This window comes from Kitasatospora sp. NPDC022856 (assembly GCF_055561235.1).
The window spans coordinates 86,758-100,107 of sequence record NZ_JBVHHE010000007.1; the positions used below are offsets into that span (position 1 = coordinate 86,758).

The window sequence follows — 13,350 nt, forward strand, 5'->3', positions numbered from 1 at the left end:
CGGGTCGGCCAGCGCCGTCCAGGCGACGCAGTACATCAGCAGCCGGGAGACGAAGTTGATCCAGAGCAGCAGCGCCACCGGCACCCCGAAGGCCCCGTAGAGGCTCTTGCCCGCGACCGACCCCAGGTAGGAGGCGAGCAGGATCTTCAGCAGCTCGAAGCCGACCCCGCCGATCAGCGCGCCCTGCACCACGTCCCACCGGTGCTGGCCACCGATCCGGGGGAAGGGCGCCAGCAGGTAGGCGAAGAGCACCATGTCGGAGGCGACGGCGATCAGCAGGCCGACGCCGGTCAGCAGGTAGCCGCCGGGCCCGCCCGTCCCCAGGCCGATCCAGCCGGCGATCCGGCCGGCCAGCGTCGTCCCGGCGGCGGAGGCCGCCAGCGAGAACAGCGAGACCAGGCCCAGGCCGCCCAGCACCAGGCAGTCCCAGGCCTTGCGCAGGATCGGGTTGCCCTCCTCCTCCGGGAGCTGCCAGACGTCCCGGATCGAGGTGCGCATGGTGTCGACCCAGCCGAGGCCGGAGATCAGCAGCAGCACGCCGCTGACCAGGCCGACGGCGCCCGCGTTGGCCACCAGCGAGTTGAGGTTGAGCGCGTCCGAGATCCCCGGCAGCTGGTCGGAGATGTGCTTCTGGATCTCGTCGACCCGGGAGTCGGTCAGGGTGGCGACCGCGATCGCCAGCGCCACGGTGAGCAGCGGGAAGAGCGCCAGGAAGCCGAAGAAGGTGACCGCGCCCGCCAGCCGGTTGCCGCGCGCGGCGGTGAAGTGCTCGTACACGCGGTACGGGTGGCTGCGCAGGACCCGCGCCACGAGCGGGCCGATGACCGGGAGCCGGGTGAGGAAGTCCACCTGTCCGGTTATACCGGCCGTTCGCCCGAACGGCCGTCAGGCTCGGCGGGCGACAAGGGGTTCGACGGGTACCGCGGCCGCCGCGGTCAGCGCTTCAGCAGACGGCGGGCCACGGCCAGCACCCGGACCGTGCGGTAGGCGCCGTACCGGCCGTGGCTCAGCAGCTCGGTGCGCACCCCCGCCACCCCGGCGGGCGGCGTGTAGCCGGCCGGGCGCAGCCGGGCGCAGTGCTCGGCGGCCCGGCGGAAGTACTCGCGGCGGTCGCGGGGCGGGACCCGGCCGGGCTTGGAGACCACGGTGTTCAGGTGGTGCAGCATCCGGCCGTAGACCACCGGGCGCCAGCGGTCGAGGTCCGGGCGGCCGTCCAGGAAGGCGAAGACCAGGTCGTACTGGGCGAAGACGTCGAAGTGCTTGCGCGAGGCGGTGGCGAGGATGTTGCCGCCCTCCTGGCGCTGGCGGTAGTGCACGCCGACCTGGTCGAGCAGGGTGATGCTCCCGGCGGCGAGCAGCGCCGGGTAGGTCCAGGGGGTGTCCTCGTAGTACCCGGCGGGGAAGGTGAGGCCCTGCTCGGCGACGAAGCCGCGGCGGTAGGCCTTGTTCCAGACCACCTGGAGGAGGTCCAGCAGGTCGGGGCGGCGGTCGAGGTCGAAGACGTCCGGGGAGTCGGCGCCGAAGACGTGCGCCGAGGCGGCCTTGGTGATCCGGCCGTCGGCGTAGGTGCGGGCGTAGTCGTAGACCAGGACGTCCGGGTCGCCGCCGGCCGCCAGCCGGTCGTCGACGGCCTTGAGCAGGCCGGGGGTGAGCGTGTCGTCGCTGTCCAGGAAGATCACGTAGTCGCCGGTGGCGACCGCCAGGCCGGCGTTGCGGGCCCGGCCGAGGCCGACGTTCTCCGCCAGGTGCAGCACCCGCACGCGCGGGTCGCGGGCGGCGGCGTCGTCGAGGATCGCGCCGCAGCCGTCCGGGGAGCGGTCGTCCACCGCGATCAGTTCGAAGTCCGGACCGCCCTGGCCGAGCACCGAGTCGAGGCACTCGGGAAGGTACTCCTCGACCTTGTGGACGGGGACGATGACGCTGAAGCGGGGCATGGCCACAGAGTAGTGGCCCCCCGGACGGCCGGACCCACCGCGCCCGGGCACCCGGGCGCCCGCGGGCGGCCCGAAGGCCCCGGAGGGTCCCCGGGACCGGACGGTAGGATCGGTGGGCACGTACGCACCGGTTCAAAGTGCGGCCAGACCCCGACCGGGCTGCCACGCTCCTTCCCAAGAAAGGCCTGCGTAGCCGATGGCTCCCCGCCTCTCCATCGTCGTTCCGATCTACAACGTCGAGCGCTACCTCGTGGAATGCCTCGACTCGATCGCCGCCCAGACCTTCACGGACTTCGAGTGCGTCATGGTCGACGACGGTTCGAAGGACGGCAGCGCGGCACTCGCCGAGGCGTACGCCGCCAAGGACTCCCGGTTCCGGCTGGTCCGCCAGGTGAACAAGGGCCTCGGCGCGGCCCGCAACACCGGCATCCGCCACATCGACCCGGACGGCGAGTTCCTCTGCTTCGTCGACTCCGACGACTCGATGCCGCCGAGCGCCTACGAGCTGATGATCAACACGCTCGACGAGACCGGCTCGGACTTCGCCACCGGCAACGTGCTTCGGTTCCGCGCGGTGGGCTACTACCAGTCCGGCGGGCACTCGCGGCCGTTCAAGGAGACCAGGCTCAAGACCCACATCACCGAGATCCCCGCGCTGGTCACCGACCGCACGGCGTGGAACAAGGTGTACCGCCGCTCCTTCTTCGACGCGGCCGGCATCCTCTACCCCGAGGGCATCCTGTACGAGGACGCCCCGGTCAGCGTGCCGCACCACTACCTCGCCACGAGCGTGGACGTGCTCTCCGAGCCGATCTACCACTGGCGCGAGCGCGAGGTCGGCGAGATGTCGATCACACAGATGCGGACCAACCCCAAGGGCCTGGTCGACCGCGTCACCTCGGTGGAGCTGGTCCGCACCTGGCTGAAGAAGCAGACCGACCCGCGCTTCGCCGAGTACCTGCGCTCCTACGACGAGAACACCCTCGTCGAGGAGATCCCGATGTTCTTCTGGTCCGTCGTGGACGGCGACAAGGAGTACCGGGACGCCTACCAGAAGAACGTCGGCCGGCTGCTCCGGTCGATCGGCCCCGAGCAGGTCCGCAAGCTGCGCGCGCCGCTGCGGCTGAAGTACCACCTGACCCTGGCGGGCCGGATCGACGAGTTCGTCGAGCAGATCAAGTACGAGGGCGAGAGCAACGGCGGCGTCGCCGCGCGCGGCCTGCTGCGCCCGTACGCCGACTACCCGTTCCTGCGCGGCGGCCGCAAGAGCGTGCCGGCCGGCATCCTCAAGCTGGACAACTCGCTGGTGATGCGCAGCCGGCTGTACGAGTCGGCCTGGGAGGGCGGCAAGCTGCAGCTGACCGGGCACGCGTACCCGGAGCAGCTGGGCGCCGAGAACCGGCACGACATGGTCCGGGTGCTGGTGCTCCGCGAGACCAAGGGCAGGCGCGTGCTGGCCGTGCCCACCAGGACGCAGTACAGCCCGGAGGCGACCGCCAGCTGCCACCACGACCTGTACAACTGCGACTGGGCCGGCTTCACCGCCGCCATCGACCCCAAGCGGCTCAAGCACCGGGGCCAGTGGAAGGACGGCAACTGGCGCGTCCTGGTGGCCGGCGCCGGCAAGGGCGGCGTCTACAAGGGCCGGATCTCGGCGGGCTGGAGCGACACCGCCCAGTACCTCCCCGCGCACTGGGTCGAGCCGGACGTGCGGATCGTGCCGTGGGTCCGCGACGGCAGCGTCTACCTGCGGGTGGAGACGGTCCGGACCAGGGTGACCGGGCTCGCCGTGCGGGACGGCCGGCTGGAGATCTCCGGCGCCGCCCGCTCCGGCCCGAACCTCGCCGGGGCCCGCTTCAAGCTGACCCACGTCGAGTCGGACCGCGAGGTGGTCTACCCGCTGGAGCTCACCGCCCCGGTCGGCACCCTCCAGCCGTTCACCGTCACCGCCCCGGTCGACGAGCTGACGGCCGTCCGCGAGGCCTGGGCCGAGCTGGACCCGGTCGCCCCGGAGCGGGCCCGGGACCGCTGGGACACCGCCATACTGCTCGCCGACGGCAGCACCGTGCCGGTGGCCTGGGACGACCGCAACGCACCCGAGCAGCTGCACCTGCCGCTGAACCCGGACGCCCCGGTCGACGAGCGCCGCGCGCTGTACTCGAAGCCCTCCCCCGGCGGCTACCTCCAGCTCTCCGACCAGCTGCTGCAGCCGGTGGTGACCGAGCTCGCCTCGCGCGGCGCGGACGGCTACCTGCTCAGCGGCACCTTCCCGCTGCCCGGCACGCACCGCTGGGAGCTCGTCGTGCGGCACAACTGGCGCGAGGAGGAGCACGTCTACCCCGTGGAGATCGCGGACGGCGGGTTCCGGGCCGCGCTGCCGGCGGTGCCGACGGCCTCCTTCGCCGGCCGGGTGCCGCTCGCCCAGGGCACCTGGGACGTCTTCTTCCGCCCGCCCGGCGAGCCGGTCGAGACCCTGGCGACCCGCTACGCGCTGATCGCCCCGGAGTGCTTCGCCACCCTGCCGCTGGAGGTGGAGTCGCGCGGCAAGCGGATCGTGCTGGAGCGCCGCCACTACGACGGCCTCTCGCTGGAGTCGCACTCCGCGCTGCTGCCCGAGGAGCGCAGCGGCTTCCGGCAGCGCCAGCTGCGCACCACCGACTACCCGTCGGCCCGCCGGCTCCCGCTGCGCGACACCGTGCTCTACAACGTCGCGCTGGGTGGCCTCTACGCGGACTCGCCGCGGGCGATCCACGAGGAGCTGGTCCGCCGCGGCCTGCCGCTGGAGCACCTCTGGGGCAGCGACGACCTGCAGGCCGAACTGCCGCAGACGGCGGGCGCGATCCGGCTCTGGAGCCCCGAGTGGTTCGAGACGCTGGCCACCGCCAAGTACATCGTCACCAGCGCGCACCTGCCGGACTTCTTCGTCCGGCGCCCCGGCCAGGTGGTCGTGCAGACCTGGCACGGCACCCCGCTGAAGCAGATCGGGTACGACTTCGAGAAGGTCTGGTTCACCGACGCCAACTACCTGAAGGGCGTCGTCAAGGAGGTCCCGAACTGGAGCATGCTGGTGGCCGGCAACAGCTGGTCGGCTCCGGTGCTGCGCCGCGCGTTCGATTTCAAGGGCGAGATCCTGGAGAGCGGCGCGCCGCGCAACGACCTGCTGTTCGCCCCCGACCGGGAGAAGACCGCCGAGCAGGTCCGCGAGCGGCTCGGGCTGCCCGAGGGCAAGAAGGTCGTGCTCTACGCGCCGACCTTCCGTGAGGACCGCCGCCGCCCGAACGGCGGCTACCAGATCGACCTGCGGATCGACCTGGAGGCGGCCAAGGCGGCGCTCGGCGACGACCAGGTGCTGCTGGTCCGCCGGCACAGCGTGATGTGCGGTCAGATCCCCGGTGCCGGCAACGGCTACATCTGGGACGTCGGCAGCTACCCCGACATGGCCGAGCTGCTGCTGATCGCGGACGTCCTGGTCACCGACTACTCGGCGACGGTGTTCGACTTCGCCACCACCGGCAAGCCGGTCCTGTTCTTCACGCACGACCTGGAGCACTACCGCGACAACCTGCGCGGCTTCAGCCTCGACTACGAGGCGGAGATGCCCGGCCCGCTGCTGGCCACCTCCGAGGAGCTGGTCGCGGCGCTGGGCCGGGTTGACGAGCTGACGGGTGAGTACGCCGAGAAGTACACGGCGTTCCGCGAGGCGTACTGCGACCTGGACGACGGCCAGGCCGCGGCCCGCGTGGTGGACGGCATGCTCCGCCAGCAGTAACGGGTACCGCCCCGGAGGCGCCCGACGCGAATCCCGCGTCGGGCGCCTCCGTGTCTTCCGGGCCGCTTCAGACGGCTCCGGGCGGCTCTCCCGGCTGCCCTCCGGGCCGCTCCGGACAGCTTTCCGGACTTTTCTGGACGCTTTCCGGGAGTCACCGAAGATTCATATGAACAATTCAATCGAACCCATGTTTCGCCGACGGATTTCTCAGCTATTCCTCCGGATTTCTCAGTTGACCCCGGGTGTCATTTCGGTATTCGATATTGAATCGGCTTCGTCCGCTCCCCCGGTACGAATGCCGCCCCGGACCGCCGCCATGGGCCGGGATCCCGTTGCCGAAGGGCCACCCCATGCCTGTCCTCACACGGTTCGTCCTCCCGCAGGCCGCCCCCCACTCGCACGACGACCCGCCCGCCGCCGACGAGGGCGTCGCCTTCGGCCTGCTGCGCGCCCGCTGGAACGCCCGCGGCCTCGAACTCACCGGCTTCGCCCGCCCCGACCACCTGGACACCGCCCGCCCCGGCTCGGCCTGGACCTGGCTGACCCTGCTCCGGGACGACGCCGAACCGCCCCTCCACCTCCGGTCCCGGCCGCGCCGGCTGCCCGAGATCACCGACGACAGCGCCCAGCCCGACCACAACCACGACTGGTCCGGCTTCACCGCCCTGGTCGAACCGCGCCGGCTGCGGCGGGCCGAGGAGTGGCTGCTCGGCGACTGGCGGATCGGGGCCACCCTGTTCACCCGCCCCCGGCCCACCCGGCTGCGCCGCCAGTACGGCGCCCTCGCCCCGCACTGGTGCGGCTCCGGCGAGTACCCGCCGGCCCGCTGGGTCGACCACGACGTCCGCCTCCAGCCGCACTTCGCCGACGGCCGGCTGCGGTTGCGGCTCGAACGCCCCGGCGTCCGGCTCACCCACGCCGCCCCCGCCCCGGACGGCCTCGACCTGCGCGGCACCGCCGGGCACTGCCCGCCCGGCACCGCGCTGCGGCTGCGCCACCGGGAGAGCGACGCCGTCCTGCTGCGGCCGGTCGCCCGGACCGGCAACACCTTCGCCCTCCACCTGCCGTACCGGCCGTTCACCGCCGACGGGCGCGGCGCCGGCCACCTGGAGCACTGGGACGCCGAACTGCTGCGCCCGGACGGCTCCACCGAGCAGCTGACCCTGGACGAGCGCGGCGGCCCGGTGGCCGGTCAGCACGCGCTGCCCGGCACCCTCGATCGGGCGCTCTACCTGAAGCACCTCGCCGACGGCCGGCTGCAGTTCTGCGTCCAGCCCGCGGCCGGCTACGTCGAGCGGATCGCGGTGCGGGCCGGCGGCTTCGAGCTCACCGGGCACTGCCCCGGCCGCGAGCCGCTCGACCTCGTCCTGCGGCACACCGGGACGGCCGGCGAGGTCCGCCACCGGGTCGACCGCGGGGCGGACGGCCGCTTCACCGTCCGGCTGCCCGCCACCCGCACCGGCTCCGACGGCACCGCGCTGCCGCTGCGCAAGGGCGTCTGGGAGGCCTCGCTGCTCCCGGCCGGCCGGCCGGGAGCGCCCCGGCCGCTGATCGCCGCCCCCGCGGCGCTCCCCGCGCTGCCGGCCGCCACCGGGGCCGGCGGCAAGCGGATCCTGCTCCAACGCCGCTGGCACGACACCCTGCTGGTGGACTCCACCCCCGTCCTCTCGCCCGCCGAGCGCAGCGCCTGGAGCCAGGCCCGCCAGCGCGCCGACGGGTACCCGGCCGCCCGCCGGGAGCCGCTGCGCGACGCCGTGCTGTACGACGTGTTCGGCGGCCGCGGGTACGCCGACTCACCGCGCGCGGTGCACGCCGAACTCGCCCGGCGCGGCGAGCCGTTGGAGCACCTCTGGGCGGTCGACGACGCCCAGGCCGACCTGCCCGCCGGCGTCCGTGCGGTACGGGTCTGGAGCCCCGAGTGGTACCGCGCGCTGGCCACCAGCCGGTACCTGGTCGGCAACACGCACTTCCCCGACTTCCTGGACCGCCGGGACGGCCAGGTGGTCGTCCAGACCTGGCACGGCTCGCTGCTCAAGCGGATCGCGCACGACGTCGAGAACCCCTGGCTCGCCGACCACGGCTACCTGGCGGCGCTCGACCGGGAGACCCCGCAGTGGAGCCTGCTGCTCTCGCCCAGCCCGTTCGCCACCCCGCTGCTGCGCCGGGCGTTCCGCTTCGGGGGCGAGGTCCTGGAGTCCGGCTACCCGCGCAACGACGTGCTGGCCCGGCCGGACGCCGGGCGGGCGGCGGCCGTCCGGCGCCGGCTCGGCATCCCCGACGGCAGGCGCGTGGTGCTCTACGCCCCGACCTGGCGGGAGGACCAGCGGCGCGGCGACGGCGAGGGATTCCGCCTCGACCTGCGGATCGACCTGGACCGGGCCCGGCGCGCCCTCGGCCACGACCACGTCCTGCTGATCCGCCCGCACGCGCACGTCCGCGAGCCGCTGCCCGGCGCCGGGGACGGCTTCGTCCTCGACTGCGGGGACTACCCCGACGTCCAGGAACTGCTGCTGATCGCGGACGTGCTGGTCACCGACTACTCCTCGATCACGTTCGACTTCGCGATCACCGGCCGCCCGGTGCTCTTCTTCACCTACGACCTGGCGCACTACCGCGACACGCTGCGCGGCTTCTCCTTCGACTTCGAGGCGCAGGCCCCCGGCCCGCTCATTCCCGACTCGGCCGGGCTGCTCGACGCACTGCGGGGGCTCGCCGACGACGGCTCCGGCCCGCCGCCCGGGTACCGGGAGCGCTACCGCGCGTTCCGCGCCACGCACTGCGGGCTGGAGGACGGCGGGGCCGCGCGCCGGGTGGTCGACCGGATGCTCGACCTCGGCCGGGCGGGCGGGCACGGGGCACCGCGGCCCGGCGGCCGCGCGGCCGCCGGCGGCGGCGCGGGTCAGCCGAAGTCGTAGGAGCGCCAGGGGCGCCAGACCTCGTCGGCGTCGAACCGGGACAGGCCGAAGCCCGGCACCGCGAAGGCCGCCCGGAAGCCACGGGTCTGCCCGTACGCCTGGTCCAGCACGTCCTCCGCCAGCCCGTGCGCCACCGTGACGTGCGGGTGGTACGGGAAGGCCAGCTCCCGGGCCAGCGGGCCGGAGCGGATGTCCGCCTCCAGCAGCCGGCACTCCTGGGCGCCCCCCTCGACCCGGACGAAGACCACCGGCGAGACCGGCCGGAAGGTCCCGCTGCCGCGCAGCAGCATCCGGAACGGCCGGTGCGCCCGGGCCACCGCCGCCAGGTGCTCCTCGATCTTCGGCAGCTCGGCGGCCGCCACCTCGGTCGGCGGCAGCAGGGTGACGTGCGTGGGTATCGACCGGGCCAGCGGATCGCCGAACCCGGCCCGCGCGTCCTGGATCGCCGAGCCGTACGGATCCGGGACGCTCACGGACACGCCGATGGTGACGAGCTCGGGGAGATCGTCACCATCGGGCAGGCTCGTCAGGGCTGTCACCGCTTGGCGGCCGGGAGGAAGCCGATCCGGTCGTACACCGTCTCCAGCGTCTGCGACGCCACCGTGCGGGCCTTCTCCGCACCGATCGCCAGCACCCGGTCCAGCTCGGCCGGGTCGTCCAGGAAGGTGCGGGTGCGCTCCTGGAAGGGCGTCACCCACTCGGTGAACAGCTCGGCCAGCTCGGTCTTCAGGGCGCCGTACATCTTGCCCTCGAAGTGCGCCACCAACTGGTCGACCGACTGGCCGCTGAGCGCGGAGTGGATGCGCAGCAGGTTGGAGACGCCGGCCTTCTCCTCCTCGTCGTAGGAGACGACGGTGCCGGTGTCGGTGACTGCGCTCTTGAACTTCTTGGCGCTGACCTTCGGCTCGTCCAGCAGGCTGACCAGGCCCTTGGCCGAGGAGGCCGACTTGCTCATCTTGATGCCCGGGTCCTGGAGGTCCTGGATCTTCGCCGTCTCCTTGAGGATGTACGGCTTCGGGACGGTGAAGGTCGGGCTGTAGCGGGTGTTGAAGCGCTCCGCGAGGTCCCGGGTGAGCTCCACGTGCTGGCGCTGGTCCTCGCCGACCGGCACCGCGTCCGCCTGGTAGAGCAGGATGTCGGCGATCTGCAGGATCGGGTAGGTGAAGAGGCCGACCGAGGTGCTCGCGGCGCCCTGCTTGGCGGACTTGTCCTTGAACTGGGTCATCCGGGAGGCCTCGCCGAAGCCGGTGAGGCAGTTCATCACCCAGCCGAGCTGCGCGTGTTCGGGCACGTGGGACTGGACGAACAGGGTGCAGCGCTCCGGGTCCAGGCCGGCGCCGAGCAGCTGGGCGGCGGAGACCCGGGTGTTCTGGCGCAGCGTCGCCGGGTCCTGCTCCACGGTGATCGCGTGCAGGTCGACCACCATGTAGAAGGCGTCGTTGGCCTCCTGGAGATCGACCCACTGGCGGACGGCACCGAGGTAGTTGCCCAGGTGGAACGAGCCGGAGGTGGGCTGGATGCCGGAGAGTACCCGGGGACGGTCCTTGACCGGACCAGTGACCGCTGCGTTGACCATGCGGGCCATTGTTCCAGTTCCACCGACCGGTCAGGAAACCTCTGCCCCCGGAGGTTCCGACAGTGTGACCGCACTCACCCCGACCCGGGCGATCCGCCGGCCCTCCAGCTTGGCCACCGTCAGCCGGACCTCCTCGGCGCCGATCGGGATCCGGACCTGGTCACCGTCGACCGGTAGCCGGCCGAGCGCGGCCACCAGGCAGCCGGCCACCGTCTCGTACGGGCCCTCGGGCAGGGTGACGCCGGTCTCCTCGGTGAAGTCGCCGAGGTTCAGCAGGCCGTCCAGCTCCATGGCGCCGCCGGCCAGCCGGCGGGTGGTGCTCGGCTCCTGGGAGTCGTACTCGTCACGGATCTCGCCGATCACCTCTTCGACCAGGTCCTCCAGGGTGACGATGCCGGCGGTGCCGCCGTACTCGTCCACCACGATGGCCAGGTGGTGGCCCTCCCGGCGCATCTCGCCCATCGCCGCCAGCACCCGCTTGGTGCCGGGCAGCAGCTTGATCGGGCGGGCCAGGTCGCGCACCTTCACCGCCTGCTCGCCGCGGGCACCGTACAGGTCGCGGACGTGGACGAAGCCGGTGACCGCGTCGTAGCTGCCCTCGACCACCGGATAGCGCGAGTGCGGCGAGGAGTCGGCCTGCTCGCGGACCTCGGCGAGCGGGCGCTCGGCGTCCAGGAAGGTCACCTCGGTGCGCGGGACCATCACCTCGCGCAGCTGGCGCTCCCCCGCGGCGAACACGTCGGCGATCAACGCCCGCTCGTCGCTTCCGAGTTCGGTGTTGGTGGCTACCAGGCCGCGGAGCTCCTCGGAGCTCATCGAGCCGCGCCCGGCCGCCGGGTCGCCGCCGAGCAGGCGGACCATCAGGTTGGTGGAGTGGCCGAGCAGCCAGATCACCGGGCGCAGCGCCACCGACATCACGTCCACCACCGGGGCGGCGAGGACGGCGATGGAGTCGGCGCGCTGGAGGCCGATCCGCTTGGGGGTGAGCTCGCCGAGCACCAGCGAGGCGTAGCTGATCAGCAGGGTGAGGCCGACCAGGGCGAGCGCGTCGGCGACGCCCGCGGACAGCCCGGCCCGGACGAACAGCGGCGCCACCTTGCCGGCCAGGGTGTCCGCGCCGAAGGCGGCGGACAGGAAGCCCATGCAGGTCACCCCGACCTGCACGGCGGCCAGGAAGCGGTTCGGGTCGGCGGCCAGGTGTGCGGCGCGGGCCGCGCGCCGGGTCCCGCGCCCCTCCAGTGACCTGATCTGGCCCTCGCGCAGCGAGATCAGCGAGATCTCGGCGACGTTGAACAGGCCACCCAGCATGATGAAGACGAGGACGAGGGCCGCGTCCTCCAGGGTTTCGTTCACAGCGGGTCAGTGTAGGGCGACGGCCCGCCGCCTCCGGTCAAGGAGGCGGCGGGCCGTCGAAGGTCCTGCCGGGAACGGGCTCAGATGAGGCCGAGCTCCGTGACGGCGTCGCGCTCCTCGACCAGCTCCTGGACCGAGGCGTCGATGCGGCCGCGGGAGAAGTCGGAGATCTCCAGGCCCTGGACGATCTGGAACTCGCCGTCCTTGGTGGTGACCGGGAAGGAGGAGATCAGACCGGCCGGAACGCCGTAGGAGCCGTCGGAGACGACACCCATGGAGGTCCAGTCGCCCTCGGGGGTGCCGTTGACCCAGGTGTACACGTGGTCGATGGCGGCGTTGGCGGCCGAGGCGGCCGAGGAGGCGCCACGGGCCTCGATGATGGCCGCGCCGCGCTTGGCGACGGTCGGGATGAAGTCGCCCTCCAGCCACGCCTGGTCGGCGCCGACGGCCTCGAAGGCCGGCTTGCCGGCGATCTCGGCCTGGAAGATGTCCGGGTACTGGGTCGCCGAGTGGTTGCCCCAGATGGTGACCTTCTTGATCTCCGACACGGCGGCACCGGTCTTGGCGGCCAGCTGGCCGAGCGCGCGGTTGTGGTCCAGGCGCGTCATCGCGGTGAAGCGCGCGGCCGGCACATCCGGGGCGTTGCGCTGGGCGATCAGGGCGTTGGTGTTGGCCGGGTTGCCGACGACCAGGACCTTGATGTCGTCCGCGGCGTGGTCGTTGATGGCCTTGCCCTGCGGGCCGAAGATGCCGCCGTTGGCCTGCAGCAGGTCGCCGCGCTCCATGCCGGCGGTGCGCGGACGGGCGCCGACCAGCAGCGCGACGTTGGCGCCGTCGAAGGCCTCGTTGGCGTTGTCGGTGATCTTGATGTCGCGCAGCAGCGGGAAGGCGCAGTCGACAAGCTCCATCGCGGTGCCCTCGGCGGCCTTCAGGCCCTGCGGGATCTCCAGGAGGCGCAGGTTCACCGGCACGTCGGCGCCGAGCAGGTGGCCCGAGGCGATGCGGAAGAGCAGCGCGTAGCCGATCTGGCCGGCCGCTCCGGTGATGGTGACGTTGACGGGGGTGCGGGTCATTTCTACCTTCTCCAGCAAATCGCCAGGTGCCCCAGGCACACCGGCGCACTGGAGCCGAGGATGATCTCTCGACATCGAGAGACCGGCGTCAGGTTATCGCAAAGCGAAGCGTATGCCGCGGGTGCCGTCGTGGCTGATTGGTCACAGACGATGACGGCCCCCGTCCCGACGGCGCGGGCGGGGGCCGATCGGGCCGGGCAGGCGGGCCGGGCGGGCGGGCGGGCCGGGCGGGTCAGTGCTTCGGCCGCCCGACCAGCTCGCCGACGTTGTCCAGCAGCGGGATCTCCAGCCACGGGTTGGGCTGGGCCACCAGGGTCAGCAGCACGATCGAGACGCCCAGGAAGGTCAGCACGATCACGTCGGTGAACCGGCTGCGCACCGCCAGCATGCCGACCTCGGGCAGCACCAGCCGCAGCAGCGCGCCGAGCAGCACGCCGCCGCCGAGGATCAGCAGCCCGTACTTGAAGCCGTCCTTGAAGTCGGCGAACCAGGTGACGGCGAGCCCGGCGCCGACCACCAGCAGGACGAGGGTTATCGGCCACTGGCGCACCGGCAGGGCGTGGTCACGCCCCAACGCCGCCGCCGAGCCCTCGGGGGGCAGCGTTCCGGTGGTCTTCACCGGCCTGCGCCGGGGGCTCGCCGGCCGTGGCCCGCTCATCCGCCCACCCCGCCCCGCTCGGCCGCCGCGTCGCGAAACGCGCGGCTCGCCGGCCTTCGCTCGGTCCGCCCG

The 13,350-nt window shown here is 72.7% G+C and carries 9 protein-coding genes; 2 read left to right on the forward strand and 7 right to left on the reverse strand.

The features are described from left to right. Positions 1-849, reverse strand: an 849-nt coding sequence (locus ACZ34W_RS10765) for a YihY/virulence factor BrkB family protein (RefSeq protein WP_465603170.1), incomplete at its 3' end; no start/stop codon positions are given. An 86-nt stretch (positions 850-935) separates the two neighbouring features. Further along, positions 936-1,934: a glycosyltransferase family 2 protein gene (locus ACZ34W_RS10770; RefSeq protein ID WP_465603171.1), complete on the reverse strand. Its 999-nt coding sequence runs from the start codon at positions 1,932-1,934 to the stop codon at positions 936-938. Between the two features lie 196 nt (positions 1,935-2,130). On the opposite strand from ACZ34W_RS10770, the gene ACZ34W_RS10775 reads away from it, so the two are divergent. Continuing rightward, complete coding sequence (locus ACZ34W_RS10775; RefSeq protein ID WP_465603173.1) at positions 2,131-5,703, forward strand: bifunctional glycosyltransferase/CDP-glycerol:glycerophosphate glycerophosphotransferase; 3,573 nt, start codon at positions 2,131-2,133, stop codon at positions 5,701-5,703. A gap of 350 nt (positions 5,704-6,053) precedes the next feature. After that, entirely contained in the window at positions 6,054-8,618 is a 2,565-nt protein-coding gene (locus tag ACZ34W_RS10780) for a CDP-glycerol glycerophosphotransferase family protein (protein ID WP_465603175.1), read from the forward strand. Here the strand turns inward: ACZ34W_RS10780 and ACZ34W_RS10785 are convergent. The 5 genes from ACZ34W_RS10785 to ACZ34W_RS10805 all read right to left on the reverse strand — a co-directional run bounded on the left by ACZ34W_RS10785 (position 8,603) and on the right by ACZ34W_RS10805 (position 13,239). Continuing rightward, positions 8,603-9,091 (reverse strand): 2'-5' RNA ligase family protein, encoded by a 489-nt coding sequence (locus ACZ34W_RS10785; protein WP_352291259.1) that lies wholly within the window; start codon positions 9,089-9,091, stop codon positions 8,603-8,605. The genes ACZ34W_RS10780 and ACZ34W_RS10785 overlap by 16 nt on opposite strands. 62 nt (positions 9,092-9,153) lie before the next feature. Then, entirely contained in the window at positions 9,154-10,194 is a 1,041-nt protein-coding gene (gene trpS, locus ACZ34W_RS10790) for a tryptophan--tRNA ligase (RefSeq protein WP_329488032.1), read from the reverse strand. Between the two features lie 30 nt (positions 10,195-10,224). Beyond that, a complete protein-coding gene (locus ACZ34W_RS10795) occupies positions 10,225-11,547 on the reverse strand; it encodes a hemolysin family protein (protein ID WP_329488033.1) in 1,323 nt (440 codons plus the stop codon). Between the two features lie 80 nt (positions 11,548-11,627). Then, the gene (locus ACZ34W_RS10800) at positions 11,628-12,620 is read right to left on the reverse strand and encodes a malate dehydrogenase (RefSeq protein WP_465603178.1); all 993 of its coding nucleotides are present in this window, start codon (positions 12,618-12,620) and stop codon (positions 11,628-11,630) included. 232 nt (positions 12,621-12,852) lie between these two features. Continuing rightward, entirely contained in the window at positions 12,853-13,239 is a 387-nt protein-coding gene (locus ACZ34W_RS10805) for a DUF3017 domain-containing protein (protein ID WP_329488035.1), read from the reverse strand. Between the last annotated feature and the right edge of the window lie 111 nt (positions 13,240-13,350).

Bases quoted from the DNA above. Each gene is read 5' to 3' on its own strand.
- ACZ34W_RS10770 (WP_465603171.1), bottom strand. From the start codon at position 1,934: ATGCCCCGCTTCAGCGTCATCGTCCCCGTCCACAAGGTCGAGGAGTAC.
- ACZ34W_RS10775 (WP_465603173.1), top strand. From the start codon at position 2,131: ATGGCTCCCCGCCTCTCCATCGTCGTTCCGATCTACAACGTCGAGCGC.
- ACZ34W_RS10780 (WP_465603175.1), top strand. From the start codon at position 6,054: ATGCCTGTCCTCACACGGTTCGTCCTCCCGCAGGCCGCCCCCCACTCG.
- trpS (WP_329488032.1), bottom strand. From the start codon at position 10,194: ATGGTCAACGCAGCGGTCACTGGTCCGGTCAAGGACCGTCCCCGGGTA.
- ACZ34W_RS10800 (WP_465603178.1), bottom strand. From the start codon at position 12,620: ATGACCCGCACCCCCGTCAACGTCACCATCACCGGAGCGGCCGGCCAG.